Here is a 26,399-nt window from a genome sequence, read left to right on the forward strand (position 1 = left end):
TTTGTGATTGAGGTGCGTGGCTTTTCCATGCACGAATAAAGGTGGTACCACGAACAACTCCTTCGTCCTTTTAGGCGAACGGAGTTTTTTTATTTTCACCGTTCATTCACAAAACAACGTCTTATGAAAAAGGAGGAATTCAGATGTCAACAGAAAACATTTCGATGCCGACAAAGTACGATCCGAAGTCAATCGAAGCAGGCCGCTACGAATGGTGGCTCAAAGGTGAGTTTTTTAAAGCGCAGCCTGAAAGTGGCAAAGAGCCGTATACGATCGTCATTCCACCACCGAACGTAACAGGTAAACTCCACTTAGGCCATGCCTGGGACACGGCCTTGCAAGATATTCTCATTCGAATGAAAAGAATGCAAGGCTACGATGCTCTTTGGCTGCCGGGTATGGACCATGCAGGGATTGCTACTCAAGCGAAAGTTGAAGAAAAGCTCCGTGCAGATGGCAAAACGCGCTACGACTTAGGCCGCGAAAAATTCCTTGAAGAAACATGGAAATGGAAAGAGGAATATGCTAGCCATATTCGCGCACAATGGTCTAAATTAGGGCTATCGCTCGACTATTCTCGTGAACGTTTTACATTAGATGAGGGGCTGTCAAAAGCAGTTCGTGAAGTGTTCGTTAAATTGTATGAAAAAGGGATCATTTATCGCGGCGAATACATCATTAACTGGGATCCGGCAACAAAAACGGCAATTTCCGATATTGAAGTTATCCATAAAGATGTTCAGGGTGCATTCTATCATATGCGTTACCCACTATCTGACGGAACGGGTAGCATTGAAATCGCGACAACTCGCCCCGAAACAATGTTAGGCGATACGGCTGTTGCTGTTCATCCAGAAGATGAGCGTTACAAACATCTCATTGGAAAAATGGTGAAGTTGCCGATTGTTGGTCGAGAAATCCCGATCGTTGCTGATGACTACGTAGATATGGAATTCGGAAGTGGGGCTGTTAAAATTACGCCTGCACATGACCCGAACGACTTTGAAATAGGTAACCGCCATAATCTTCCACGCGTTTTAGTGATGCATGAAGATGGCACAATGAATGAACGTGCTGGCAAATATGAAGGGATGGACCGCTTTGAGTGCAGGAAAGCAATCGTTAAAGATTTGCAGGATATGGGTGTATTATTTAAAATTGAAGATCATTTACATTCCGTAGGTCATTCAGAGCGTAGTGGGGCTGTTGTCGAGCCATACTTATCCACGCAATGGTTCGTAAAAATGGCACCTCTTGCAGAACAAGCGATTAAGCTTCAGGAGACTGATGAAAAAGTCAATTTTGTACCGGAACGATTTGAAAAGACCTACTTAACTTGGATGGAAAATATTCATGATTGGTGTATTTCACGTCAATTATGGTGGGGCCATCGCATTCCGGCTTGGTATCATAAAGAGACTGGCGAAATTTACGTTGGCCACGAGGCACCTGAAGATGCCGAAAATTATCATCAAGACGAAGATGTATTGGATACATGGTTCTCCTCTGCATTATGGCCGTTTTCTACGATGGGCTGGCCGGATGTCGACAATGAAGAATTTAAACGCTATTATCCAACAGACGCTTTAGTGACAGGATATGACATCATTTTCTTCTGGGTGTCTCGCATGATTTTCCAAGGACTTGAATTCACGGGGAAACGTCCATTTGATGATGTTTTAATCCACGGACTTGTACGTGCGGAAGATGGACGTAAAATGTCAAAATCACTTGGCAATGGTGTAGACCCAATGGATGTCATCGATCAATACGGCGCAGATGCCTTGCGTTATTTCTTAACGACAGGCTCATCTCCTGGTCAAGATTTGCGTTATTCTACTGAAAAAGTGGAAGCAGTTTGGAACTTTGCAAATAAAATATGGAATGCGTCCCGTTTCGCTTTAATGAATATGGATGGCATGACATATGACGAAATCGATTTGTCAGGCGAAAAATCCGTAGCGGATGCTTGGATTTTAACTCGATTAAATGAAACGATTGAGCAAGTAACGAAGCTTGCTGACAAATATGAGTTTGGTGAAGTTGGACGCACATTGTACAATTTCATTTGGGATGATTTCTGCGACTGGTATATAGAAATGGCGAAATTGCCATTGTACGGCGATGACGAAGCTGCGAAAAAGACGACTCGTTCCGTACTTGCATATGTATTGGACAACACGATGCGTTTATTGCACCCAATGATGCCATTCATTACAGAAGAAATATGGCAAAACATCCCGCATGATGGCGAATCGATAACGGTAGCAAAATGGCCTGTAGCAGATCCTGCTTTGACAGATGAAGCGAAGGCTTCCAACATGAAGCTATTGGTCGATTTAATTCATGCAGTCCGCAATATACGAGCGGAAGTGAATACACCGATGAGCAAAAAGGTATCGCTTTACATCGCTGCAAAAGACGAAGCGACAGTTAACGTGTTGGAAACCAACCGTAATTATATTGAGCGCTTCTGTAATCCGGAAACACTTGAAATCGGAGTTGCGATTACACCACCAGGAAAGTCGATGTCGGCAGTCATTACAGGAGCCGAGCTATTTTTGCCGCTTGAAGGATTGTTGAATATTGATGAAGAAATCGAACGTTTGAAAAAAGAATTGGCGAAATGGGAAGGCGAAGTGAAACGGGTTCAAGGGAAGCTGTCAAATGAACGTTTCGTTTCAAAAGCTCCAGAAGCTGTTGTAGCTGAAGAACGCGCGAAAGAAAAGGATTATTTAGAGAAAAAGGCGGCTGTTGAACGCCGTATTGAAGAGCTTCAAGAAATTTAAAGACTATAAAATCCCTGTCATTGCGACAGGGATTTTTGTATATACTGGATCAGCTTTTCAGCAATTGAAAAATCATGCGTTTTGTAAAGTGATCTTGCACCAACGGGATCTTCGATTTCATTCAACACCCATCTGCCGTCCGGAAGCAGAAGAAAGTCAATACCGATATAATCGCTTTTCAATGCTTTAGCGATCGTTTGCACTTGACGAACTTGCCATTCAGAAAGAGAATACTTTTCGATTGAGCCGCCTAAAGTATAATTTGATTTGAATGAATCATTCCCTTTCCGTTTTACAGCGCCTACAACATCGTTACCAATCATGAAAACACGAACGTCTTGGGCGTTTGACTCAATATATGGCTGACAAATTGCTGTTTTATCATGAAAAGCTGTGAAAAATTCATCCGCTTGTTCTTGCGTGTGACAAAGGAAAACTTCGTTGCCGCCATGGCCGTTCACTGTTTTTAGAACGACCGGATAGCCATGTATATTTGCAGTGGATAAAATTTTTTTACTTGGGATCGTTGGGATCCCTAATATTGTTGACAATTCATATGTTCTCAATTTATTGTTCGCAATGGCATTCACTTCAGATCGATTCACAACTCTAAAACCTTCAGACTCCCATCTCTTGGAAAGGGAAGAATTACGATCGCGAAATAGGATAAAATCTGCATCACGATTAGGTTCTTTGCCTTCGACAAGTAAACGGAGCGTTATGTCTGCTTTCTTGGCGCATTTGTACATTTCATCAATGAAGCCGGAATTACGTTCCGCTTCATACGCTGTATAATAAAGATAGCCTTTCATGATAATTTACCTATAATATATTCAATCATTTTGTCCGCGACGTTAATGCCCGTCACATTATAAATATTTCGTATATGTGCTGCGGCATTTACTTCACATAATAGGGGGCGATCATCTTCTCCGAAAAGCAAATCCACTCCCGCAAACTCAGCACCGACCGCAGCTGCTGCTTGTATGGCCAAATCCTTCTGCTCCTCTGTCAGTTCGATGACAGTAGCTGTACCGCCATTCGTAATATTGGCACGGAAATCCGTCTCAGAAGCACGGTGCATCGCCGCCACAATTTCTCCACCGACGATGTTTACGCGAATGTCTCTTCCTTTACTCGTTTCAATATATTGCTGGAAGACATAATCAACACCTCTTAACTCGTCCACTTTATTGTAGAATTGTTCTTCGGTTTCAATCAAATAGACTTTCATGCCGAAAGAACCGTGTCCTTCTTTTATGATTAGAGGAAGGGATAACGTCTCCAGTACTCTTTCGTAATAGCCGGATTGCGCAATTGTAAATGCGGGATATACTTTTGGAGCAATGATCGTCTTTGGCATTCGAATGCCATTTTTAGCTAATTGTATATATTGCTTCGCTTTATTATCGCAAGTTTCGATCACCTCTGGATCATTAAATACAGGGATTCCTTCGTTTTTTAAAAACGTTGCCAATAAAATATCTTTATCTAAAAAAACGACGAAATCGGGACGTTCTTCTAATCCGCTTTGTACATCCATAAGTACTTCATAATTTTTTTTAATGAATGCACGTAAACCCGCACGTTCAGCTGCTTCAGCCAGCAGCTCCGCCTGATCCCGGAATTTGTCGCTCGTCAAGCTGCCGTTATAAATGACCCAACAATCTTTCATCCGTATCCCTCCCGCCATGATATAATTACCTAAGCTGATTTTAACATAAGGAGTGGACATTTTGATTCCTAAATTGAATGACTATAAAGAGCGCTTTCAAATAGATAGTGTTAGTGTAATAAAACCTGGTTTGGATAGCATGCGAAAGGCTTTGGAAAATGCGGGTAACCCGGAAAAGGATCTTCGCATCATCCACGTTGCTGGCACAAACGGCAAAGGCTCAACAATTGCTTTCATGGAAGCGATGTTGAAAGAGCATGGGTATAAAACAGGTGTTTTTTCTTCTCCTGCGTTGTATGATGTGCACGACCAAATACGCTTCGATGGTAGACCTATTCGCCAGGAGGAAATGGAGCGTTCTTTTGAAAAGATGAAAGAGGCGGGGGTAAGTGGACTATTAACTGATTTCGAATTGCTGACAGTGGCTGCTTTCGTAGCATTTGAGCGCAATAAACCGGATTATGTATTGTTAGAATGTGGAATGGGCGGTACTTTGGATAGTACAAATGTCGTTACGCCAATTGTTTCAGTTATTACTACAATCGCAAAGGATCATGAATCGTTTTTAGGTAATACGATTCGTGAAATTGCAAAGCATAAAGCTGGAATAATAAAAGAGACTGTTCCTGTAATTGCAGGAGAATTGCCGAGGGAGGCAGAAGAGGTTATAAGAAAGAAAGCATTTTTGGAACAAAGTAATTTGCTGTTGTATGGCACAGATTTTAAAATGTGCATGGATGAAACGGAAATATTCAGTGGTAGCAGGCAAATACCTTTGCAAAATAGAAGGATGAAGGGCCCGCATCAAGGGATGAATTGTGCGGTTGCAATTCAAGCATTGCTGTCGGCAAATGTTCCGCTACAAAACGATAAAATTGTGAAAGCAGTTGAACAGGCGCAATTGCCTTTCCGCTTTCAAGAAGTCGCGCCGAATATCTTTTTGGATGGTGCACATAATCCTGCAGCGGCAAAAGTATTAGCAGAGACAATTCGGAAAGAATTTCCTGGCGAAAAAGTGGATTTTGTCATTGGAATGCTATCAACTAAAGATATAAGAGCTACATTGGATGAACTGATTCCAGTGGCTTCATCATTTACTTTTTTACCATTTTCTCATCCTTCAGCAGCTTCAACGGAAATGCTATTAGCTTGCTGTAATCATCCAGTGAAAAGAGCGGAAATATCAAATGATGAAACTATCATCCTAAAAACAATCAACGGAAAGAAGAAAATAGTTGCAGGTTCACTATATCTTTTAGCTGGACTTTTGAACCATACTCATATAAGATTAGAATTATAGGAAAATTGGGCATTGGAAGTAGTTCCATTTTAACCCACCTTATAAGCTACCTTTAAAACGAATAGAGTACATAACATTTCGTTATAAAAACCGGCGGTAAAATGCACGATTGGATCATCACAATCAGTGGGCTGTAACATTCCCACTCACTTTATCCCATTGTTTGTAGTTAGGAGTGGATGCATTTGCAGTTGTCGAAGAATAAGCTGTCCACTATAGCCCATTTCATAGTTTGGCTACTCAAAGTGCCACCGGGGCTTTTATACTTGTTAAGTAATTATTGGCCAGAAGATGTTAATTTGGCATATCTTTTCTTGTTTATCATCTTTTCATTTTTGACGGTCCTGTTTCCGATTAAGCTAAATGGACAACCAGTATCATTAGTGATGTGGGTGACTTTGCCTGCATTTTTATTGTATGGTGTAGCCGTGGAAGCGGTCGTTATGCAATTGGCCATTGTTGCGGCAATTTTTTCAATTCGAAGCAACCAGCGAAATATCCATAGGCTGTTTTTTAACTCTACGATGATGTTTATCCTCTCTGTATTGTCCGCCATCGCATTTTATTTTATAGGCGGACAAACAGGTTCAATGTCATTTTGGCTCGTCCTTATATGTGCGACAATTTATCGTCTTCTCTATACTTTTGTCAATTTTGAACTGATTAAAATGTATATGAAGGTGATTCGAAAAAGATCCCCATTTTCTATAAAGGATATTATCTATGAATATGCAACAGCCATTTTAGTATTGCCATTGGCGCTTACATTTTATGCTTTATTAAATATAATTGGTGTAAGCGCATTCTTATTATTAGGGCTTCCATTTTTTAGTACGTTACTCATTATTCGACTTCATGGACGTTCGGAAAAAGTGAATCATCTTATAAAAAAAGCAGGCGATATTGGAGTAGAGCTTTCCATTATGAATAATGGAGAACAAGTTACGGAACATTTCATTAAAAAGACGAGCGAATTATTCAATGCAGACTTTGTGTTCCTATTTGATAATCATGAATATCACTTAGAATTGTCAAAGTTTTACAATCGAAAGAGGTTTGTTGAACAAGAATACACGATTCACATCGGTGAAGGAGTCGCAGGTTTAGTCTTTGAAAAAAATGATCCGATTATTTATTCCAAAAGAAGAGACTGGGAAAAAGTGGCTACAGGTTTGGCGCCAGATGAAATGGAGAGCATTTTATGCATCCCGATTACACATAACAATAAAATTGAAGGTATTTTACTTTTAGGATCTAAGAAGAAGTCCCAGTTTAAGGATTTCCAATTAAGAATTTTAGATTTGTTAGGTTCTTACTATATTGTATCGACTGAAAAGGCCAAATATATGCAAGAAGTACTGTTAAGAAGTGAACGCTGTGCTTTGACAAAATTATATAACTATCGGTATTTGGAAGAGCAATTGCAAGCGGAAATCAGTCGAATGGAAAAAGGAAATATTGATACATTATCGGTTGTTATAGTAGATGTCGATCATTTTAAAAGTGTCAATGATTCATACGGACATCAAAGTGGAAATGACATCCTCTATGAATTAAGTCGAATCCTTGAAAATGTTCTGCCTGAAAATGGAACGGTCGGCAGGTATGGCGGAGAAGAATTCGTATTTATTTTACCTGGTTTTACAAAAGAGAAGGCTTTTGCTTTTGCTGAAGATTTTCGTCAGAAGATTAAACACCATCCATTCAAAGTCACTCCCGACCTTTTTTCGGAAAGAGGACCCATCGAAGTGTTTATTACAGTAAGCATCGGTGTTTCCAATGCGCCAGTGGATACTGATGAAGCGATGACTTTATTGCGCAATGCAGACAGGGCGCTTTATCTCGGAGCAAAGCAAGCTGGCAGGGATCGTGTCGCTGAATATGTAAAATAAAAAGCAGGGGGGATAAAATGAAAGTGACAAAGACACAAAAATGGCAAGTATATGCTCTTTGGGTTGCAGTCGTTCCAATCTCATTCGTCATGGCCTTTCATTTCTTTCCCACTGGACAGATGAATTATGTCAATTTGTCTATCAATCTTCTTATACTAATCGCCATTATGATGTTGCCGATTGCTTTTGACAACGTAACGATTACGTTGGAGAGATGGGTCATCTTCACTGTGTTTTTTAATTATGGCATTCTCGCCGAAATGATTTTTATGCAAGTTGCAATGCTCGTATTATTGTTTACTCAAACTACAAATTTAAGCAAAGTCTTCCGTTTCAGTGTAAACTCCATCATCTTTGCAATTGTTTCACTCGTTAGCGGCTCTGTCTATTATTTAGTAGGTGGCACGCCGCTATTTGAAAACATTGGACTTTTTGCGTTGACAGGCTTCATCTATGCTTCTCTTTATTCCATCATCAATTCGCTATTATTATTTTTATACTTTAAGTTTAGAAAGCTGAAAACAACGGATTTTCGAAAAGCTGCACGTTGGGATTATATCTCTTCCATGTTGCTATTGCCTTTCGCTATTTCTTTTTGTTTGCTTTTGCAGTTATATGGCAATAAAGCATTTTTCCTTATAGGGATCCCATTCCTAATCGTTCTTCTTGTTACGAGAAAATTTTTGAAATCCGATCAATTGCAAGACGTGTTATCTTCGGCTGCCGCAATTGGCCATCAATTGTCTGATCAGCTTTTAGTAGATGATGTGCTACAAACTTTTACTGGGAAATTAAGAAATGTCGTCCCATATGAAAGTGCATACATAGTGGATTTGCGGATTGGAGAAAATTTAAAGCTGTTAACTGCCATTGAAGGCAAATTTCGAGTAAGTGAGACCAATCGCTTTTCATTTCCGATGAAGAAAACTGATAAAGATGGTTTGAATATGGATGAAACGAAGTTATATGTAAATAAGAAAAGCATCGCTTCGTTGATAGGATATCAATTTGCTCCTTCCGTAGAAAGTGTGCTTACAGCTCCGATTAAAAGAAATCGTAAAACAGAAGGCTTTCTTATTTTGACATCCACTGAGAAATTTGGATTTACAGACATTCAAGGGGAGATTGTGACGCTTTTAGCTGGGTATTTTGCTGTAGCTGTTGAAAAAGCAAGATATTATGAACGGACAGTCGAGAAAAGCATTCGGTGCGGACTTACGAATTTGCATAATTTTCGATTCTTAGAAGAAAAATTAAATGAAGAAGTGATTCGTTTCCATACGAATGAAATCAATTCGTTGTCAGTGATCATTTTAGATATCGATCTATTCAAAGGGATAAATGATTCGTATGGACACCAGAGCGGCAATGACTTGCTCATCGCTTTCGCGAATTTATTGAGAGACTATCAAACAGATGATATTACATTAGCGAGATATGGCGGAGAAGAATTTGTTTTGCTTCTTCCTAACTATTCGAAAGATGAAGCGATCGAAATGGCGGAAGAAATTAGAAGAACTGTAGAACAATCAAACTTTGTCATTATGCCTGATCTTGGTGAAGCTAAAGAGCCGACAGTTGTGCAAATGACAATAAGCGCAGGAGTAGCAACTTTTCCGGAAGATGCATCAAACGGCAAAGAGCTTATGCGTAATGTAGACCGTGCACTCTATATAGGTGGCAAGCAGGCAGGTCGAAATAAAGTTGGAATATATGTAGAGGAGAATACCCAAGTGACAATTAATTAGCAGACCGGGAAACCGGTCTTTTTTAGTTTATGACTTTATAACTATCAAACGAGAATGGTTGATTAGTATTTCGGTTTTCTGTATGCTTTAAGTAATAGTTATATAGATTTGTCAAAGAAAGAGGGATACTAAATACATGAGACACATGAAACATTTGGAAGAAAGAGGGGTGACGCTTGTGGAAGTATTAACATCTCTCGTTATTTTAGGCATTGTTTTCATCGGCTTCATGACAGTATTTCCTCAAATGACAAGTTTTAATATGAAAACAAGTACAAAGTTAGAAGCAATGAATGAAGCGAGAAATTTACTGGAAACTATTCAACATGTATATACATATGATGAGTTTTCTCAGGAAAATGGTTATGAAGTTGAAAACGATGAGTGGGTGAAAAAAGAAAGTAATGAATTAGGCGTTGTAGAATATAGAATAGCAAAAACCCCTTCCTTGCAGGCTGGAGCTACCTCTAATGAATCAAATCTACATGTCATCCAAATAAATATTGCAAAAGACGATAAAGTGGTCAGTGGGACATTTGGATTTATCGAAATTATTAATTAAGGAAAGGGCGACGGGCTTATGAAAAATCAAAAAGGATTCTCCTTAGTAGAAGTCCTTGCAGTCCTTGCGCTATCTTCTCTACTAATCTTGCTTATTTGGACTACTGTTCTTACAAGTATGAAACACAATGTATTGGAAACGAAAAAGCTCAAATTGCAACAGGAAGCAAATTACGTAATTGCTGAGTTTCAAAGGATTCATCGGCAATGTGATCAATATGAAGTTGAGATAAACGATACACAAATCGAACTGAAAAACTGTAACGGTCCGATTTCAAATCGAATCATTAGCGAAGGTTACAATTATCGTGAAACAACATTTTTGAAGGGGAGTATTGATGCGAAAAAGACAAATGCAAAACTTCCGTTCACATTAACTATTAAAGATCGTAATAATGAGAAGTTAACAATAGAGATCTCGACAACTTTATCAAGGTATGGAGTACAGTAGGTGATTTGGAGGATGTAAAATGAAAAAGCTAAACAATGAACATGGTTATGTCCTTTTGATAGTTTTGTTTTTAATAGTCCTCATAATGTCGATCTCAGCTGTCTTTTTACGAGGTTCAATTGGCAATGCCCAACAGGAACGACGTGCAGATGAAAGTCATTTAACAGTAATGGCGGCAGAGGCAGGAATTGATTATACAAAGATCGTGTTGAATAACGAATTTAGTAGTCGTGAAGAAGAGATGGATAACTTGGTAAAGCAATTCATTGCCTCGACCCCAAAAGGACAAGCAGTGAATTATGAGGAAATTCATGAGCAAATGATGACGAAGCTTTCATTTTATTTAGAGGATGCTATACAACGTCATATTGGAACGGGAAATGCTATTAAAATCATTGAGCCTTACGAATTTCGACTTGTTCGCTATTCATTTTCTAATCGTTCAGATCGAGAAATTGTTTTTGAGGGTGAGATAGAAGGCATACAAGAAGAGAATCGGAAGGTTTCATCCAAAAAGATTTCATTTCAACAATCCTTTAATATACCGGACTATAGTCAATCATCTGAAGCAACAGGGGATGGAACGTCTGTCGTTCCACCCAATATGCGTGATTTATACCCCGATTCGACAGCTGCCCCTGATTGCAAAGGAAAAAAAGTAGAAAGCACAACGTGTAAGGGAATTAAAAATAACGACTATCAACTCATTCAACAATCAACTGTCTATTTCCCGAATGGACTTAGTATTGATAATGGGAATTTGCGAGTTTATGATTCTACTATTTATTCAAAAACAGATTTGAAGGTGTCAAATTTAAATAAAATCATAAATAGCGATTTGAATATAGATGGGACGTTTCAAGCAAAAAACATGAACGGTATAGAAAATTCCACTTTAAGAATTCATGGAACAGCATCGATTACAAGCAATACAGATATGGAAAAATCCAATATGCTAATTTTAGGTTCGGCTCACTTGAATGGGCATTTAAACGTTAGCAAAAATTCAATGGTCTGTATAACGGGCTCTTTGACAGTGGATAAACAACTAATTGTTGAGAAAGGAAGCAAATTAGTTCACTGGGGAAGCTTCGTTGCTTTTGGAGGAATTCGAGGAGATGGCGAAATCATACAGGCAAATAGTGAGGCGGATGTATGGGATAGATGTAATTTACCGAACGAGCAATCCATTAAGTGGATAAAGCCGACTATAATTGACGTTAAGTACGATTAAAATTCACAGCGGAGGTGGCAGGTTTGAACCGAAGGACATTATGGATAGGTCTGTTTTCTATTTTATTTTTAATAATGCTATCTACCGCGGCTTTCGCTTCCGATTTCCGATTCGGTAAACATTTTTCTGATCACACATTTATCGGTCCTTTTAATGTTTCGGGGTTAACCGAAGCAGAAGCAATCGCAAAACTCACCGATAATTTTGTGGAAATGACCGAAAAGGCGCAAGTTGCCTTATTGTATGTCGATACAGTCGTTCATGTACCAGTTGAACTACTTGAGTTAAATGTTCGCGAAACAGTAAAACAAGCACAATCTGGTATAGATAATCCTATTAAAGCGGATGTGTCTGTCAATGGGCTAACGACTTTGTTGGCACAACAGCTTCCAATCATTCATCCATCGACTGCGTCGATTGAAAAGATTGCTGCAGCCATCGAAAAAGAGATGGAAACAGGCATTATGCCAGTAGCAGTTCAGGTAATCGATTACTTGGAGGAAACTGAACTGCCATTATCGGAAATTTATTCTTTCAACTTTCCAGTGGATAGAGTCTCTCAGCAGCTGAATAATGCATTCGATAGGATCGATGGATTAGAGGTAGGCCCATTTGAAACGATATCCATGATGGAAGTGCTGGATGGTATTGAGTTATCCGATGATGAAATGTCAATCCTTTCATCTGTCGTTTATCAAGCTGTGCTGCAAACGAATTTTACAATTTTGGAGCGGCATACGCGCTCCTCATTGACGCCCTTTGTTGAAGGTGGATTTGAGGCAGCGATGAACCAGTCGTTAGGGCTAGATTTTACGTTTGAAAATCCGAATAAAACAAGTTATCGATTCCGAACTGATAAAATGTCAGATTCGATAAAAATTACGATTAACGGCCCCGCGTTTTACTATTCTTATGTCCCATATATATCTGAATTTACATCATACAAACCGCGTTCCGTGAAGCAATTTAGTGCATTTGTCAATGAAGGACATACAGTCGTTGCAAATGAGGGACGCGAAGGTGCTGAGTTTGTTGTTGACCGAAATATTATATTAAATGATGAAGTTGTTAGGACAGAACATGTCTCGAAAGATTATTATCCACCAGTACCGCGGATTGAATTACATCCATTAACAAATAAAACAGCTTCTACTTCACTTTCACAGGAACTGCAAAATCAAGGTGAAGATCGTGAAGGAGCCAATACGAATCAAAATGAGATGAATGGAAAACTCATGGAAAACAATGATTCGTCAAGCAACAGAAATATGAATTCTCCAGAAAATGAAATAATAGAAGGACAAGCCATTTACGATAAAAGCGGGCTTCCTATTAAAGGAAAATAGATAAGGAGGGATCTAAATGGTGTCTACGAGAAAGCGTTTAGGAGATTTACTTGTTGAATCTGGATTGATTGATGATGAGCAGTTAACAACTGCGTTAGATGAAAAGCCGCGTGAACAGAAATTGGGAGACGCACTATTGCAAAGGGGATATATTACCGAACAGCAGCTTATTGAAGTGTTGGAGTTCCAGTTAGGCATTCCACACGTCAATTTGTTCCGCTATCCATTCGATCCGAAGTTGTTCAATATTGTGCCAAAGGAGTTTGCCAAACGAAGTTTAATTGTTCCATTGAAGACAGAAGGCGATAAGTTATTCGTTGCCATGTCGGACCCAATGGATTATTTGGCAATAGATGATTTGCGCTTGTCGACAGGATTTCATATTGAAGCGGCAATCGCCTCGAAAGATGATATATTGCGAACTATCTCCAAATACTATGATGATGACTTATTGGAGGATTTCTTCATAGAAAAGCCGGAGGAGGCAGCTGAACAACAAGAGTTGACTGATCTTGACTCGCCGATCGTCCGCCTTGTCAATCAAGTGCTCTCATCTGCAATTACACAAAAAACGAGTGATATTCATATTGATCCACAAGAACACCAAGTAGCGATCCGCTTTCGAGTAGATGGAATGCTGAAAACTGAACGTTTTTTGCCGAAGCATATGCAATCTATGTTGACTGCACGTATAAAAATCTTATCCAATTTAGATATTACAGAACACCGGATTCCTCAAGACGGGCGCATAAAAGTAACAATTGATTTTAGGCCGATTGATCTTCGCGTTTCTACTTTACCGACTGTATACGGTGAGAAAGTCGTCATGCGGATATTGGATTTAAGCAGTTCATTGAATGATTTGACGAAATTGGGGTTCAGCTCGCTAAATCTATCACGTTTCATAAAAGAGATTGAACGACCGAATGGCATCGTTCTAATATCGGGTCCTACTGGGTCTGGGAAATCATCGACTTTGTATGCGGCTTTGAACAGGTTAAATATGGAAGAGGTTAATATTATTACCGTTGAAGATCCGGTTGAATATCAGCTAGAAGGTGTAAATCAAATTCAAGTGAACCCTCAAGTTGGATTGACTTTCGCGGCTGGTTTGCGTTCCATTTTGCGACAAGATCCGGATATTGTCATGGTTGGAGAAATTCGCGATAGAGAGACGGTTGAAATTGCTATTCGAGCTTCCTTAACGGGGCATTTAGTGTTGAGCACGATTCATACAAATGACTCGATCGCTTCCATCACTCGTCTGATTGATATGGGAGTGGAACCATTCTTATTGACTGCGTCGGTTAATGCTGTTGTTGCACAGAGACTTATAAGAAGAGTGTGCCGGGATTGTGGAAAACCGATGCCTGCTTCCAATCGAGAAAAAGAACTATTCGGGAAGCGTAGCAAAGACATCGATACAGTCGTTAGAGGTCCAGGCTGCGCGGCATGCAATATGACTGGATACAGGGGCAGAGTAGCAATTCATGAAGTGCTCGTCATGAATGATGAAATGCGTGAAGTGATTAACAATCATGGAACACCTGCTCAACTGCGTGAAATAGCCGTCCGCAATGGTATGATTTTTTTAATAGATGACGGATTAGAAAAAGTACAGCAAGGCATTACGACTACTGAAGAAGTGCTGCGTGTAGCGCTTATTGAATAGGAGCATCTCAATGAATGAATCGATTACGGACATATTAACGAAAGCGTATGAACTGAATGCATCTGATATACACCTTACAGTCGGTGTGCCGCCTGTGTTTAGGATTCACGGCGATTTGAAGCGATACGGAGATCATCCGATGAAAGCAAGCGATACGGAAGAAATTGCAAAGTTAACGATTCCTGAAAAACTTTTAAACGAATTCAAAGAGAAAGGGCAAATTGATTATTCTTTTGAATTAGAGAAAATTGCACGTTTTAGGGTGAACACCTTTCAGCAACGAGGGAATGTTTCCTTGGCATTTAGAACAATCCCTGCAGAGGTTCCATCGATCGATGATTTACAAGTTCCAAATGTATTGAAAACCCTATCTCAAACGCCTCAAGGACTCATTTTAGTAACCGGCCCTACCGGTTCTGGGAAATCGACGACTTTGGCAGCTATGATTAAATATATGAATGAAACGATGAGGAAGCATATTATCACGCTGGAAGATCCGATTGAGTATGTGCATGATCATGGGTTGTCCATCATTGACCAACGTGAAGTCGGTTTCGATACAAGATCATTTGCGGATGGGCTACGCGCTTCTTTGCGCCAAGATCCTGACGTCATCTTAGTAGGAGAGATGCGCGATCTTGAAACGATTTCGACTGCGATTACTGCAGCGGAAACCGGCCATTTAGTATTGGCGACATTGCATACATGGAGTGCGGCCTCAACGATTGATCGGATTATTGATGTATTTCCACACGGTCAACAAGCGCAAATCCGTGTTCAGTTGGCAGGTGTATTAACTGCAGTATTATCGCAACGCTTATTTTCGACTGCCGATCGCCGTGGTAGAAAAGCTGCAACAGAGCTCATGATCAACAATGCAGCAATCGCAAATCTCATACGTTCAGAGAAAGTCCATCAAATCCCGAATGTCATCCAGACGAATCGCGCGACTGGAATGCATATGATGGCGACATCCGTGAAACAGCTTTTGGATGCAGGATCGATATCATATGAAGAGGCAAAGCCTTATCTTGAAGGTGATGAATAGCGATGGCTCGATTTAAATATGAAGGCCGCGACGCAAAATCAAAACGTAAAGGTTTTATTGTCGCCGCAAATAAGAGAGAAGCGGCGTTAAAGTTAAAAAAACAAGGAATTCGGGTGACGGATTTAAAGGAACAGCAAGAAACGGTCATGACGAAAGAAATTCATATTGGCAAACCTTTTAAAAGACCGCAATTCATTATGTTTTTACGAAAATTTTCTACTTTGCTTAGAGCTGGCGTGACTATTGTAGAGTCAATACAAATTCTTTCTTATCAAGTGGAGTCTAAACCATTCCGAACAATATTAGTGACAGTTGGGGATGACTTGAGAAGCGGCGGTACACTTTCCGATGCATTACAAAAACATCCGAAAGCTTTCGAGCCATTGGTTATTAACATGATCCGTGCTGGAGAACTGTCAGGAACGGTTGATGATTCATTGGATAGGCTTGCCGAGCATTATGAGAAATCTCATATGACGAAGCAGAAAGTAGTTTCTGCGCTTTCTTATCCGATTATTGTTGGCATTGTTGCAATTGGGGTTGTCCTATTTTTGCTGACGTTTATAGTCCCGATGTTTGTCGGGTTGTTTGAAAGTGTTGGTGGAGAATTACCGTGGCTTACACAATTTGTTCTGATAGCAAGTAACTTTATGGTTGCTTATTGGTACATCGTTTTACTCATTGGTGCAGCAATTGTCATCGGGATTATTATGTTAAAGAGCAATAAAGAAGGAAAATATTTACTTGATACTTTCATTATGCGTTTACCGATATTTGGAGATATTGTAAAAAAGTCTGCTTTATCAACATTGACTCGTACACTTAGTTCCCTTTTTTCAAGTTCCGTTCCGATTTTACAGGCGTTATCTATGACTGAAAAAGTCGTAGAAAACGAAGTGATTTCAAGAGTAATTGCACAATCAAGACGTTCATTGGAGGCGGGAGGGTCATTGACAGAGCCTATGACAAATCATTGGGCGTTCCCACCACTAATTCCACATATGATTGCAATCGGAGAACAAACAGGATCGCTTGATTCAATGCTGTCAAAAGTGGCTGATTTTTATGAAAAAGAAGTAGAGGCATCAACGGATCGATTGAAGGCTCTCATTGAGCCGGTAATGATTATTTTACTTGCGGGATTTGTAGGTACTATAGTCCTATCAATTCTACTTCCTATGTTTACTATTTTTGCGGAAATAGATAATTTGTAGTCATATATTGTAGAAAAGTAATCATAATAAATTTAATATAGGTTAATAGTTCCATATGCTGTAGGAGTTTGGTATTCTTAAATAGTAGAAAGACATTTGATAAAATGGGGAGGAATTGAAATGAGAAAATTATTGCAAAGATTGAAAAATGAAAAAGGGTTAACATTAGTAGAGCTTTTAGCAGTTATTGTCATTTTAGGGATTATTGCTGCAATTGCTATTCCGTCAATTGGAAACATTATAACGAACTCAAAAGTAAATGCCTTAAAGGCTGATGGTCAAAGTGTATTAGCTGCGGCAAATATGTATTTTGTTGAAAATTCGAAGGAAACAACTGTTACGATGGAAACCTTATTGGAAGATGGTTTTTTAGAGGATGCGGGTGGATTTGCAGCTGAAGGCGGAACTGCTGCCACAATAACAAAAGTTGATGGCGGTAATACGATTTCTGGAACTGCTGCTAACGGTGACGTTAAGGTAGAGTTTAGTAGTGCCACCAATGCTAATATTTCTGTTGCTGATGTTAAAAATGGCGGAGAAAATGTATCTGTAACACGATAAGGAGCCAACAACATGCCTTTTTTCAACCGCCGCAAACGTCCGGCATCATTGACAATTGAAGAAGACGCAATCCGTTATGTCCGGTTGAAGTCAGCGGAGCCGCTCGTCATCGACATTGCAGAAGAGGTATCTCTTCCTCCGAATACGGTCGTAGAGGGGAAAATCGTTGATGCGGAGACTCTGACGGTAATTTTAGAAGGAGTTGTGAAAGAATGGGGCATCGTAAGGCGCGATGTCCAATTCTTAGCTCCTGATACATATGTGATCATACGAAAAGTTCCGTATCCGAATGAGATTCAAGAGGATGAGTTAAAAGGTCATTTTTTTATTGAAATTGGTTCATCGATTTACTTGCCTTTTGAAGATCCCGTTTTCGATGTTGTGCCTTATGTCCCTTCTGTAGATGAAAAAGAAGCGATTTTGATTGCTTCCAAGGAAAGTATTATTGATCAATACGAAGATGTTCTGAAATCCGTAAAATTACATCCGGTCGTAGCGGATATCGGACCGCTTTCACTTTATCGGCTGTCTTATCAATCCTATGCTTTTACTGAAGACGAACACGTCATGATTGCTGATTTAAAAGGGAATAGCATGACGGTATCTATTTTTCACAAACATTACCCATTATTCATGAGGCCTGTTGATTTGGGGCAATCCGCTAATATAGCCATTGTTGTTGAAGGTGATACGGAAGCTGATGTTGCAACGCCCTCAGCTATCGTGTCAGAGCTTGAGAAATTAATTAATTTTTATCGATACAATATGCATAATGGGGCAGCATCGGTTACTCGCCTATTATTGAACGGTGACTATAGTCAAATGGATGAGCTTTCTGCCTTAATACAAGATCGGTTTACGATCGAAGCCGGCAGTCTTATGAAAGAACCTGCTCGTACAGCAGATGGACGGCAACAGTTGTCCGCTTCCTTCAATCGGACAATCGGGCTTTCTTTGAAAGAGGTGCGATAATGCTTGTTGATATTAATTTGTTGCCGGAAAAGGAAAAGGAACGTTCGGTGCTTTTCGTTGTAGCAGTCATTTTACTTTGCGTTGCTATCCTTATGGCGTCAAGCTTCTTTCTCCTTACATATCAAGTACAAAAAAATACAGATAAGCTTAATATGCAACTGCAAACGATACAAAAAGAACAGCAGGATTTGAAGGAACGAATGCATTTATCAAATTCAGTGAATGATATTTCAGCACTTTCGGATACAGTCGGATGGGCAGAATCTTACCGCTTTTTTACATTGCCTTTATTACGTGAAACAATCGCTCTTCTTCCTGAAAGAGGATTTTTTGTTTCATTTACATTCCAAGCTCCGCATCAGGCAGAAGTGATCGTACAATTCGATAATTATTCAGAGGCTGCTTATTACGCTTCAAGACTGAAAAAGTCTTCTTTAATAGAAAAAACGGAGTTGCAATCGGTCACAGCTGTGCAATTGGAAGAAGACGTACAAATGTCGTCTACCATTCTCCCACGCTATGAAGCTGTCTATTTAATCGACTTCAAGGATGATCGGAAGATCGAGCAAACGGAAGCGGCAGTGGTTGAGGAGGATTCCGATGAATAAATTATCGAAAAGGCAGAAGGAACAATTCTTAGTTGTTTTCTCGGCTCTTTTCCTTCTATCCATAGTACTGTTCTCTTACTTTAAGCTTTACTCACCGGCGAAATCCGAAAATGAGCTTGTACAACAAGCTGTTGTGAATGAACGCGATATATTGTTTGCGCTTCAGCGACAATCGGCGCAAAAGCAACCGAAAGACTTTGAAAGTTCTCGGCTCTTGCAACAGCAAATTCCGGTAAAGCCGCTTGAAGAGCTAGTTGCGCTTCAAATCGGAAAAGCGGAAGTTAAATCGGATCTAATTATACAGGAAATAAATTTCACAGTGGATGAGCCGATAGCAGTCGATTTGCCAGAAGAAGCGAAAAATGTTAAGCAACTAATAGCTGAAGTCGTAGTACGTTCAGATGATTACGCAAAAATTGATCGTTTTCTCGAGGAAATGGAATCGATGGAACGGATTTTCGTTGTCAGTGCGATTGAATTACGATTGACCGAAGAACAAAGTTCTTTGGAAAAGATCGATAAGCCTATGGATCTAACCATTTCTTTTCAAGCCTTTTATCGTCCGGATTTAATCAATTTAGAACAAGATTCTCCTAAGGTGGATGCACCACATCCTGCGGAGAAGATAGATCCGACTCCGTATAATGTTATTAAAGATGGTGACGTGCATTGAATATCGTTTGGATGATAATATTTTTTCTATACGGTCTCCTTTTTGGGTCCTTTTTCAACGTTGTAGGCTTGCGTGTGCCAATGAAGCAATCAATTGTGTCGCCGCCATCCCATTGTCCACATTGCAATAGAAGACTGTCTGTAAAGGATTTGATTCCTGTATTCTCCTATTTGTTCTTAAGAGGGAGATGCGGAGGATGCGGATTGAAAATCAGTCCGATCTATCCATTTTTTGAATTCATTACTGGAGTGCTATTTGCATACACCTATGTCTATTTTGGTTTCCAATGGGAACTGCTCGTCTCGATTTTATTTATATCTTTATTAATCATTATTTCGGTGTCGGATGTTTCCTATATGATTATTCCAGATAAAGTGCTATTGCCTTTTGCGATTGTATTTCTGCTATTAAGGATTGTTATCCCTCTTAACCCTTTTTATGATAGTATTTTAGGCGCTGCGGTTGGTTTTGGAATCCTTTATCTAATTGCTGTCCTATCAAAAGGTGGCATGGGTGGCGGAGATATAAAGTTATTTTTCGTTATTGGGCTTGTGTTGGGCACGATCCAAACATTATTGACATTATTTTTAGCGTCATTGATAGGGGGGATCGCGGGAATGATCATCGTAAAACGTTCCGGCAAAGGCAGAAAGACGCCAATCCCTTTTGGCCCTTCAATTTCAATTGCGGCTATCCTTTCCTATTTTTGGGGTAGACAGTTTGTCGAATGGTATCAGCAATTCTTCTTTTAAGTCGATAACTTTTATGGGACAAGGCGACAGACGTCTTGTTCTTTTTCATGCCCGTTTTGTTAAGGTTACTAAAAACGGGGTGTTGGACATGAACTTTCGGAAGAAATATTCTAAGATGACCGTATTGATGGCGATGCTCCATGGCGTCATTATCGGGATAGCTGCAGTTGCGGTTGTCGGCACTGTATTGGTATTTTCGAGTGGTAAAGAAGATGAAACGGCTTCAATGCAAAAAGAAATTCCGAAGGCTGATGATTCGGCTGGCCATGTGGAGACACCGACGAGCGGCCCGCCTCCGGTGGACAGTGAAAATCCTGCCGAAAGTATTCGTTTGTTCGCAAAGCAGCACGGAGTGTTTTCTACTGCTGAATCGGCATCAGCTTTTGTTGCGGAAGATCCGACACTTTCTAAGGCAGCTGTCATCCAAGCTGAAGGGCAATATTTCGTTTGGAGTGCAGTCGGTCTTACGGAGGATGAAATCGAAGTAAGTGAATACGAAGGGACTTTCCGCAAGCCTTTCGTTGCGGATACATCCGCTTGCACGGCTACGGGTGCGGGAAAGCTAAAGGCAGCTTTGGCGGAGACGGACATTTCCCAAATTAAAAATTTAGCATCTTCCATAGGGGAAGGTGATGAGGATAAAAAAATAGCTGCGTTTAAGGAACATTTGCTTGCTGTGACGGCTTTTTCGACAGATTTACGCATCGTTCGCTTGCAGCTTCTTTCTCACTATTCACATACGGACAACTGTGCGAAAATTAAATTTTAACAGCTGTTATCGAGGTGAAATTGAATTATCTCGGATTGCTGAAAATTTTCATTGCCTCTTTTTTTCAGTATGATATTGAGAAAAAGGAGGTTCACTTTATGAAATTTACGATAAAAAAGCCGCTTATTTTAGCTTCATCTTCTCCAAGGAGGAAGGAGCTGCTCTCTCTCATCGGAATTCCATTTGATGTCGTACACAGTCAGGTGGATGAAAACATTGCATTAACTGCCGACCGATACCCGGAATATGTAATGGGATTAGCTGAAAAGAAAGCGAGAGCGGTTGCAAATAAATATAGGGAATCAATCGTTATCGGGGCGGATACAATTGTCGTTTTTGACAGAAAGGTTTATCCAAAGCCTGCAACGGAGGAAGAAGCAGAACAATTTCTTAAAGAGTTTTCGGGCAAGACTCATTCTGTATATACCGGTGTTGCGATCATCAACGACCGGGAGAAAATTACCTTTTATAATAAAACGGATGTAACTTTTCGGGACTTGGATGAGGAATTAATTCGAGGATATATTGCATCTGGAGACCCGATGGATAAGGCTGGGGGATATGGTATTCAAACCGCGGGAGCGTTATTCGTAGATTCTATTACGGGAGATTATCAAACGGTTGTAGGGTTGCCGATAGCAAAGCTGACTGAAGTATTGCGCAAAGAGGGATTGATTGAGCTGAAGGACGGTGAGACGATCCTTGACAACTGAAATGAGACCGAAAATGATGATCCGTGATGTCCATCTGGCGGACAGGCCTCGTGAAAGACTGATTAGGCAAGGTGCGGACAGTCTATCTAACCAGGAATTGATCGCGATTTTGCTGCGTACAGGAACGAAGGAAGAATCTGTGTTGATGTTAGCCAATCGCATTTTACAATCGTTTGATAAAATTCAAGATTTGAAAGATGCGACATTGGAGGAAATGATGTCGGTCAAAGGTGTTGGACAAGCAAAGGCTGTCCAAATTTTGGCAGCTGTAGAGATTGGAAAAAGATTGTATAGAAAACATTCTGAGGGAAGATATGTCATAAAATCCCCAGAAGATGTCGCTGCTTTTTTGATGACAGATATGTCATCTTTATTACAAGAACATTTCGTTGTATCTAACTTGACGTAAATACGAATTAATAAAACGTTACATCAGCAATCTTTATCCGTTGATTTCTATGGCCCCTTGCTTTTGTACGTTCAATAATTTCTATTTTGACACTTTCGATAAAAGATTGTACAAAACTTCTACGTTCTTCTTGGGATAGACTCTCAAAGTTTTCGTTGAAATTTTGTGCAATCTCTTTATAACGTTCGATATCAATAGCAGTAGCACCAGTATTTTCATTAATTTGAAGTTCTTTCTGTAATTCGTCAAGCCGCAGCCTTGTTTCATCCATCCGTGTTTTAAATTCTTCATCTGTCATCAAATCAGAAGCCCAAGCACGTTGATATTTACTTCTTTGATTTTCAATGTTTCTCAACTCTTGTTTAAGTTCTTTATTTCCGTCATTGTTATCTGCTTTTTGTTCAGATGGTTCCAATATCAAGCTCGACATATATTCAATCAACGCTTCGTCTATAATCACCTCACGAACACTAAAGGCTGTCCTATCTCTATGATTTAGTGCGCATACTTGGCAGCGATAGCTGTTACTAACCATTGTTTCATTATCTTTTTTTCTCGTCCATACAACACGCTCTGAAGTGCATCTATTACCGCAGTCCGGACATACTATTTTAGTTTGATATATAAAATGACTACTGACGTTTCTCTTTTTTTGATTTTGACGTGAAGATATCATCTTTTGTAAAGAATCGAATTCTTCTTTTGTCATTATTCCTTCGTGAGTATTTTCGTATATTTCCCCTTTGTAGTACATGGCGCCATATAATGCTGGGTTTTGCATTAATTCCATTAGAGTAGCTATGTGCCATTTGTACGCTCGTTTTGGCTTAAAAGGCGTGGAATCCATGTAGATAGAAAGTTGACGAAAGGACATACCCTCTCGTATTTTTTTGATCATTAATTTTACTGCTTTAATTTTTTCTTTATCAATTTGTAATCTATCATTTTCATCTTTATAAAATCCATAAGGTGCTTGCGCCATCCACTCACCTTGTCTTGCCTTTTCCAGTTGCCCCATGGATACCCGCTCACCTAAGTTAGCACTTTCCCATTCTGCAATAGCAGCAACAATGGTAATAAACATGCGCCCCATAGCTGTAGAAGTATCATAGATTTCAGTAGCAGAACGAAACACACATTGATGCTCTTCCAATTTGTCCAAGATATTATGTAAATCTCGAACAGATCGAGTAAGCCTATCAAGGCGATAAACCAACAGTGTCTTTATGTGTCCGTCTTTTATATCTTTCATTAACTTTTTAAATTGTGGACGCTTTGTATTTCTTCCCGAAATCCCTTCATCGACATAAAATTTATACTCATCCCATCCTTGAGCAACACAAAATGCTTTGAGTTTTTCTCTTTGTGCACTAATTGAATATCCTTCATTAGCTTGTTCTTCAGTTGATACCCGAATATAAATTCCGACAGTCATTTGAATCTCCTACTTTCTTTAAATAAAGAGCAGCTCATCCAAATGGGGAAGGCTGCTCTCTTTTTTAATTGCTAACGTTAGTAATTAATCAAGCTCTACGATGTAAACTACGACTTTACCGATGATGTCTAATTGTTCATCTGCATTTGTTACGTAGTCCCTAAAAGTTGGATCATGCGAATCCGGCCGAAATATTAATTCGTTGTTGTCGCGATAGATTCTCTTAACTGCATAGTTGTAACTATCACGATATACGACAATATCGCCATCTTTGATATTGTCTATTGGCATTTTCTTTACTGCGATCAGCGAACCATTGGGAATGATTCTATTCATTGATTCGCCGTTCACTCTCATTAAGTGGATGCCAGATTGTCCTGCATAACGTCCCATGACGCTGTCTGGTATTGATAAGTTATCTAATCTTTCTACGGCCTCCACGACCTCGGGATCTCCTGCTGATATCGGCGTTGTGATGTAAGGATAAGAGGTTTCAGCTATTAAATTACTGTATTGATTTTCTTCCCATCCCATTAGATAAGCAGGATTTACATTGTAGACTTCTGCCAGTTCTTGTATGGTGTCCGATTTTGGATTTTTGATATTACCACTTTCGTAGCGTTGGATTGTCGCTTCTGTTTTCCCTAATTTCTCAGCAACCTCTAACAAAGTCATTCCCCGTCTGATTCTAATTTGTTTTAATCTCTCTCCAAAATTCAAAATATATCACCTACCTTTCTCTAACTCTATTATAAGGAAACATTACGTAAAATGCAAGTTTATTTGGATTTTAAATAAATAAACTTACGTTTTATGCTTGCAAACTATATTTTGACATGGTAGACTTTACTTACGTGATACGAAAGGAAGTGAAAATGATGAATAAACCACAAACTGACACCGCTTTGTTAGAATCTAAAATGGTTCTAAAAGGATTCAGAAGTCGCAAACAGTTCGCGGAGGCGGTTGGAACTACCGCTACAACAATCGGCAATATTTTAAACGGCGTGCATAATCCATCATATGACCTCATGAACTCTATTTATCGTGTTTTGGAGTTAACACCAGAAGAGGGAACGGCAATTTTTTTTAACTCCAACTTACGTAATACGAAAGAATTGATGAGACATAGACAGGAGGCTGCAAATTGAAAAAGAAAAACATGCCGTCCATAGAGACACAAAAACGTATGCATGCTTTTTTCATGAAAACATCTGCCCCGCGCATTTATGAAGAACGCATGAAAGAAAAAATAAAGGAGGACCAAGCATGTCAATCAAAGTAAAAGCGTGGAATAATCTCACGTTGCAACAAAAGTTAGCTTTGATGTATTTCGCATCACAAAACAGGCGAGGGAGGTTGAAATAATTTGCTTAAACGTAAAATCACGACTCGTTACAATTACCGTGGGATTTATACCTGGATTGAGCAGGAGTCCTATGAGGTGCCATTGGTAGTCAAACCGTCAAACGTTTGGACAGGCAAGTTGAGTCGGGCTATCAATCGTTTGTTGCCAATCGGCAATAGATGGCGCGGGGATGTTGGAGTGTACAACTAAAAGGAGGAATTGGAATGAAAACACTCAAGGTCTTGAGCGAAGAAATGAAAGGCAAGTTGTTGCAAATGTCAGTTGTGGAAGCTTATCAAGCGGGATTTGAAGCGGGGAAGTCCTCCACATCAGCAAGTGTGGAAGCCGAACAAGAAACAGTTGAGCATGAAGGCTTGGTGCTTTGTAAGGTTAATCGCAAAGTGTCACCGGGCGTTTATGTAAGATTCCACAACACAAAATGTAATTCAAGACTCAAAGACGGCGTGATTTACGGGCCAGTTAAACGCACGATGACAATTGGTAATAATAATTACAACGTATTTAACAAACATCACAATCGAACACCTGACAACGTTGAAGTATTTGAAGTGGTCGGCTANTCAGCGGGCGAGGGAGTTTGTGGAAAAGGAGTTTGAAAAGCATCAACGTACAATTTTTCTAGCAGAGAAGAATGAAATTTTGTTTGGTAACAAATTTGCAAAAGTGGATTTTGTAGTGAATCAAAAAAAAAGAACGATTGTAGCATTGGTGAAAGAATTTAATACGAAAAATATTCTTTCTAAAGGTATCGCCAAATGCATGCCAGGAGATGTCTTCCATGCCGATATAGGTAAAGCTATCGCACTTGCAAAAGCATTAGAGATTGATATTCCGCAAGAGTTTTTGCAGGCTGTGCAGCCGACAGAAGTTGTCAAAGGAATGATTTTGTTGTGGAGTAATGGCAGGAAATACAGAATTGACAAAGCCGATGTTAGTAAGAAACGTTACGGGCTTATGAATCTTTCGACTGGAGAATCATTTTCTTATGTTCATTATGAAAACATCTTAACCACTTCAGTAATCCATGACGACACAAACGCCCAATACGAGGAGGCATCCTAATGATCAGTCTCAATGAAATAGCAGCATTGCTAAATAAGATTGATGCAATCCTTGATGAAGCAGACGGTGACATCCTAATGGTCGATACGGAATACGAAGGTAAAGGCAAAGTTCTCATGGATCATACAGCTTTCCTTACTGAATTT

26 protein-coding genes, 1 pseudogene and 1 other annotated feature (1 of these 28 running past the window's edge) are annotated in these 26,399 nt (G+C 39.7%); of the genes and pseudogenes, 23 read left to right on the forward strand and 4 right to left on the reverse strand.

Going from position 1 to position 26,399, the window contains the following annotated elements:
* Nucleotides 1-73 (forward strand) — a binding site (T-box leader); it begins 147 nt to the left of the window's first position.
* 70 nt (nucleotides 74-143) lie between these two features.
* On the forward strand, nucleotides 144-2,789 hold the full coding sequence (locus ACFQ38_RS02415; protein WP_381479692.1) for a valine--tRNA ligase: 2,646 nt from the start codon (nucleotides 144-146) through the stop codon (nucleotides 2,787-2,789).
* Nucleotides 2,790-2,806: 17 nt separating this feature from the next.
* Here the strand turns inward: ACFQ38_RS02415 and ACFQ38_RS02420 are convergent, their stop codons facing one another.
* On the reverse strand, nucleotides 2,807-3,601 hold the full coding sequence (locus ACFQ38_RS02420; protein ID WP_381479693.1) for an ATP-grasp domain-containing protein: 795 nt from the start codon (nucleotides 3,599-3,601) through the stop codon (nucleotides 2,807-2,809).
* Nucleotides 3,598-4,464, reverse strand: a complete 867-nt coding sequence (locus tag ACFQ38_RS02425) for an ATP-grasp domain-containing protein (RefSeq protein WP_381479694.1) — start codon at nucleotides 4,462-4,464, stop codon at nucleotides 3,598-3,600. The genes ACFQ38_RS02420 and ACFQ38_RS02425 overlap by 4 nt, the downstream gene beginning before the upstream one ends.
* 61 nt (nucleotides 4,465-4,525) lie before the next feature.
* On the opposite strand from ACFQ38_RS02425, the gene ACFQ38_RS02430 reads away from it, so the two are divergent.
* From ACFQ38_RS02430 to ACFQ38_RS02515, 18 genes and pseudogenes are all read left to right on the forward strand, one after another.
* Nucleotides 4,526-5,764 carry a bifunctional folylpolyglutamate synthase/dihydrofolate synthase gene (locus tag ACFQ38_RS02430; RefSeq protein WP_381479695.1) on the forward strand — a complete coding sequence of 413 codons (1,239 nt, stop codon included), beginning with the start codon at nucleotides 4,526-4,528 and terminating at the stop codon, nucleotides 5,762-5,764.
* 185 nt (nucleotides 5,765-5,949) lie between these two features.
* On the forward strand, nucleotides 5,950-7,656 hold the full coding sequence (locus tag ACFQ38_RS02435; protein WP_381479696.1) for a sensor domain-containing diguanylate cyclase: 1,707 nt from the start codon (nucleotides 5,950-5,952) through the stop codon (nucleotides 7,654-7,656).
* A gap of 17 nt (nucleotides 7,657-7,673) precedes the next feature.
* Nucleotides 7,674-9,404: a GGDEF domain-containing protein gene (locus ACFQ38_RS02440; RefSeq protein WP_381479697.1), complete on the forward strand. Its 1,731-nt coding sequence runs from the start codon at nucleotides 7,674-7,676 to the stop codon at nucleotides 9,402-9,404.
* 145 nt (nucleotides 9,405-9,549) lie between these two features.
* Nucleotides 9,550-9,966 carry a type IV pilus modification PilV family protein gene (locus ACFQ38_RS02445; RefSeq protein ID WP_381479712.1) on the forward strand — a complete coding sequence of 139 codons (417 nt, stop codon included), beginning with the start codon at nucleotides 9,550-9,552 and terminating at the stop codon, nucleotides 9,964-9,966.
* A gap of 18 nt (nucleotides 9,967-9,984) precedes the next feature.
* Nucleotides 9,985-10,416, forward strand: a complete 432-nt coding sequence (locus tag ACFQ38_RS02450; protein ID WP_381479698.1) for a prepilin-type N-terminal cleavage/methylation domain-containing protein — start codon at nucleotides 9,985-9,987, stop codon at nucleotides 10,414-10,416.
* A gap of 19 nt (nucleotides 10,417-10,435) precedes the next feature.
* Nucleotides 10,436-11,650, forward strand: a complete 1,215-nt coding sequence (locus ACFQ38_RS02455) for a hypothetical protein (protein WP_381479699.1) — start codon at nucleotides 10,436-10,438, stop codon at nucleotides 11,648-11,650.
* Between the two features lie 23 nt (nucleotides 11,651-11,673).
* Nucleotides 11,674-12,996 (forward strand): VanW family protein, encoded by a 1,323-nt coding sequence (locus ACFQ38_RS02460; RefSeq protein ID WP_381479700.1) that lies wholly within the window; start codon nucleotides 11,674-11,676, stop codon nucleotides 12,994-12,996.
* Nucleotides 12,997-13,012: 16 nt separating this feature from the next.
* The gene (locus ACFQ38_RS02465) at nucleotides 13,013-14,668 is read left to right on the forward strand and encodes a GspE/PulE family protein (protein WP_381479701.1); all 1,656 of its coding nucleotides are present in this window, start codon (nucleotides 13,013-13,015) and stop codon (nucleotides 14,666-14,668) included.
* A 10-nt stretch (nucleotides 14,669-14,678) separates the two neighbouring features.
* Nucleotides 14,679-15,716, forward strand: coding sequence for a type IV pilus twitching motility protein PilT (locus tag ACFQ38_RS02470; RefSeq protein ID WP_381479702.1), 1,038 nt, complete (start codon nucleotides 14,679-14,681; stop codon nucleotides 15,714-15,716).
* A gap of 2 nt (nucleotides 15,717-15,718) precedes the next feature.
* On the forward strand, nucleotides 15,719-16,930 hold the full coding sequence (locus ACFQ38_RS02475; protein ID WP_381479703.1) for a type II secretion system F family protein: 1,212 nt from the start codon (nucleotides 15,719-15,721) through the stop codon (nucleotides 16,928-16,930).
* 120 nt (nucleotides 16,931-17,050) lie between these two features.
* Nucleotides 17,051-17,491 (forward strand): prepilin-type N-terminal cleavage/methylation domain-containing protein, encoded by a 441-nt coding sequence (locus ACFQ38_RS02480; protein ID WP_336824458.1) that lies wholly within the window; start codon nucleotides 17,051-17,053, stop codon nucleotides 17,489-17,491.
* 12 nt (nucleotides 17,492-17,503) lie between these two features.
* Nucleotides 17,504-18,463: a type IV pilus biogenesis protein PilM gene (pilM, locus tag ACFQ38_RS02485; RefSeq protein ID WP_336824457.1), complete on the forward strand. Its 960-nt coding sequence runs from the start codon at nucleotides 17,504-17,506 to the stop codon at nucleotides 18,461-18,463.
* On the forward strand, nucleotides 18,463-19,071 hold the full coding sequence (locus tag ACFQ38_RS02490; RefSeq protein WP_381479704.1) for a hypothetical protein: 609 nt from the start codon (nucleotides 18,463-18,465) through the stop codon (nucleotides 19,069-19,071). The genes pilM and ACFQ38_RS02490 overlap by 1 nt, the downstream gene beginning before the upstream one ends.
* Nucleotides 19,064-19,744, forward strand: a complete 681-nt coding sequence (locus ACFQ38_RS02495) for a hypothetical protein (RefSeq protein ID WP_381479705.1) — start codon at nucleotides 19,064-19,066, stop codon at nucleotides 19,742-19,744. Before ACFQ38_RS02490 ends, ACFQ38_RS02495 begins: the two co-directional genes overlap by 8 nt.
* Nucleotides 19,741-20,496, forward strand: coding sequence for a prepilin peptidase (locus ACFQ38_RS02500; RefSeq protein ID WP_336824454.1), 756 nt, complete (start codon nucleotides 19,741-19,743; stop codon nucleotides 20,494-20,496). The genes ACFQ38_RS02495 and ACFQ38_RS02500 overlap by 4 nt, the downstream gene beginning before the upstream one ends.
* A gap of 88 nt (nucleotides 20,497-20,584) precedes the next feature.
* Nucleotides 20,585-21,265, forward strand: coding sequence for an ABC transporter permease (locus tag ACFQ38_RS02505; protein ID WP_336824453.1), 681 nt, complete (start codon nucleotides 20,585-20,587; stop codon nucleotides 21,263-21,265).
* A 98-nt stretch (nucleotides 21,266-21,363) separates the two neighbouring features.
* Nucleotides 21,364-21,978: a Maf family protein gene (locus ACFQ38_RS02510; RefSeq protein WP_336824452.1), complete on the forward strand. Its 615-nt coding sequence runs from the start codon at nucleotides 21,364-21,366 to the stop codon at nucleotides 21,976-21,978.
* A 16-nt stretch (nucleotides 21,979-21,994) separates the two neighbouring features.
* Nucleotides 21,995-22,372, forward strand: a pseudogene (locus ACFQ38_RS02515) (UPF0758 domain-containing protein); the annotation flags it as partial.
* 22 nt (nucleotides 22,373-22,394) lie between these two features.
* On the opposite strand, the gene ACFQ38_RS02520 reads toward ACFQ38_RS02515, so the two are convergent.
* Together ACFQ38_RS02520 and ACFQ38_RS02525 are read right to left on the reverse strand one after the other, a co-directional pair.
* Nucleotides 22,395-23,822, reverse strand: a complete 1,428-nt coding sequence (locus ACFQ38_RS02520) for a recombinase family protein (protein ID WP_381479706.1) — start codon at nucleotides 23,820-23,822, stop codon at nucleotides 22,395-22,397.
* 84 nt (nucleotides 23,823-23,906) lie between these two features.
* Entirely contained in the window at nucleotides 23,907-24,542 is a 636-nt protein-coding gene (locus ACFQ38_RS02525; protein WP_381479707.1) for a helix-turn-helix domain-containing protein, read from the reverse strand.
* Nucleotides 24,543-24,700: 158 nt separating this feature from the next.
* Here ACFQ38_RS02525 and ACFQ38_RS02530 point away from each other — a divergent pair, with 158 nt between their 5' ends.
* The 4 genes from ACFQ38_RS02530 (at nucleotide 24,701) to ACFQ38_RS02545 (ending at nucleotide 26,253) form a co-directional block, all read left to right on the forward strand.
* Nucleotides 24,701-24,973, forward strand: coding sequence for a helix-turn-helix transcriptional regulator (locus ACFQ38_RS02530; protein WP_381479708.1), 273 nt, complete (start codon nucleotides 24,701-24,703; stop codon nucleotides 24,971-24,973).
* Nucleotides 24,970-25,107: a hypothetical protein gene (locus ACFQ38_RS02535; protein ID WP_381479709.1), complete on the forward strand. Its 138-nt coding sequence runs from the start codon at nucleotides 24,970-24,972 to the stop codon at nucleotides 25,105-25,107. Before ACFQ38_RS02530 ends, ACFQ38_RS02535 begins: the two co-directional genes overlap by 4 nt.
* 84 nt (nucleotides 25,108-25,191) lie before the next feature.
* On the forward strand, nucleotides 25,192-25,380 hold the full coding sequence (locus tag ACFQ38_RS02540) for a hypothetical protein (RefSeq protein ID WP_381479710.1): 189 nt from the start codon (nucleotides 25,192-25,194) through the stop codon (nucleotides 25,378-25,380).
* A 390-nt stretch (nucleotides 25,381-25,770) separates the two neighbouring features.
* On the forward strand, nucleotides 25,771-26,253 hold the full coding sequence (locus tag ACFQ38_RS02545) for a hypothetical protein (RefSeq protein ID WP_381479711.1): 483 nt from the start codon (nucleotides 25,771-25,773) through the stop codon (nucleotides 26,251-26,253).
* The last annotated feature ends 146 nt before the right edge of the window (nucleotides 26,254-26,399 follow it).

Origin of the sequence: Sporosarcina contaminans, from assembly GCF_042679045.1 — a bacterium.
Classification (GTDB): domain Bacteria; phylum Bacillota; class Bacilli; order Bacillales_A; family Planococcaceae; genus Sporosarcina; species Sporosarcina contaminans.

Coding starts and splice junctions, on each gene's coding strand:
- ACFQ38_RS02420 (WP_381479693.1), bottom strand. CDS start 3,601: ATGAAAGGCTATCTTTATTATACAGCGTATGAAGCGGAACGTAATTCC.
- ACFQ38_RS02465 (WP_381479701.1), top strand. CDS start 13,013: ATGGTGTCTACGAGAAAGCGTTTAGGAGATTTACTTGTTGAATCTGGA.
- ACFQ38_RS02520 (WP_381479706.1), bottom strand. CDS start 23,822: ATGACTGTCGGAATTTATATTCGGGTATCAACTGAAGAACAAGCTAAT.
- ACFQ38_RS02495 (WP_381479705.1), top strand. CDS start 19,064: ATGAATAAATTATCGAAAAGGCAGAAGGAACAATTCTTAGTTGTTTTC.
- ACFQ38_RS02440 (WP_381479697.1), top strand. CDS start 7,674: ATGAAAGTGACAAAGACACAAAAATGGCAAGTATATGCTCTTTGGGTT.
- ACFQ38_RS02505 (WP_336824453.1), top strand. CDS start 20,585: ATGAACTTTCGGAAGAAATATTCTAAGATGACCGTATTGATGGCGATG.
- ACFQ38_RS02530 (WP_381479708.1), top strand. CDS start 24,701: ATGAATAAACCACAAACTGACACCGCTTTGTTAGAATCTAAAATGGTT.
- ACFQ38_RS02445 (WP_381479712.1), top strand. CDS start 9,550: ATGAAACATTTGGAAGAAAGAGGGGTGACGCTTGTGGAAGTATTAACA.
- pilM (WP_336824457.1), top strand. CDS start 17,504: ATGCCTTTTTTCAACCGCCGCAAACGTCCGGCATCATTGACAATTGAA.
- ACFQ38_RS02470 (WP_381479702.1), top strand. CDS start 14,679: ATGAATGAATCGATTACGGACATATTAACGAAAGCGTATGAACTGAAT.
- ACFQ38_RS02415 (WP_381479692.1), top strand. CDS start 144: ATGTCAACAGAAAACATTTCGATGCCGACAAAGTACGATCCGAAGTCA.
- ACFQ38_RS02510 (WP_336824452.1), top strand. CDS start 21,364: ATGAAATTTACGATAAAAAAGCCGCTTATTTTAGCTTCATCTTCTCCA.
- ACFQ38_RS02455 (WP_381479699.1), top strand. CDS start 10,436: ATGAAAAAGCTAAACAATGAACATGGTTATGTCCTTTTGATAGTTTTG.
- ACFQ38_RS02425 (WP_381479694.1), bottom strand. CDS start 4,464: ATGAAAGATTGTTGGGTCATTTATAACGGCAGCTTGACGAGCGACAAA.
- ACFQ38_RS02450 (WP_381479698.1), top strand. CDS start 9,985: ATGAAAAATCAAAAAGGATTCTCCTTAGTAGAAGTCCTTGCAGTCCTT.
- ACFQ38_RS02475 (WP_381479703.1), top strand. CDS start 15,719: ATGGCTCGATTTAAATATGAAGGCCGCGACGCAAAATCAAAACGTAAA.
- ACFQ38_RS02480 (WP_336824458.1), top strand. CDS start 17,051: ATGAGAAAATTATTGCAAAGATTGAAAAATGAAAAAGGGTTAACATTA.
- ACFQ38_RS02490 (WP_381479704.1), top strand. CDS start 18,463: ATGCTTGTTGATATTAATTTGTTGCCGGAAAAGGAAAAGGAACGTTCG.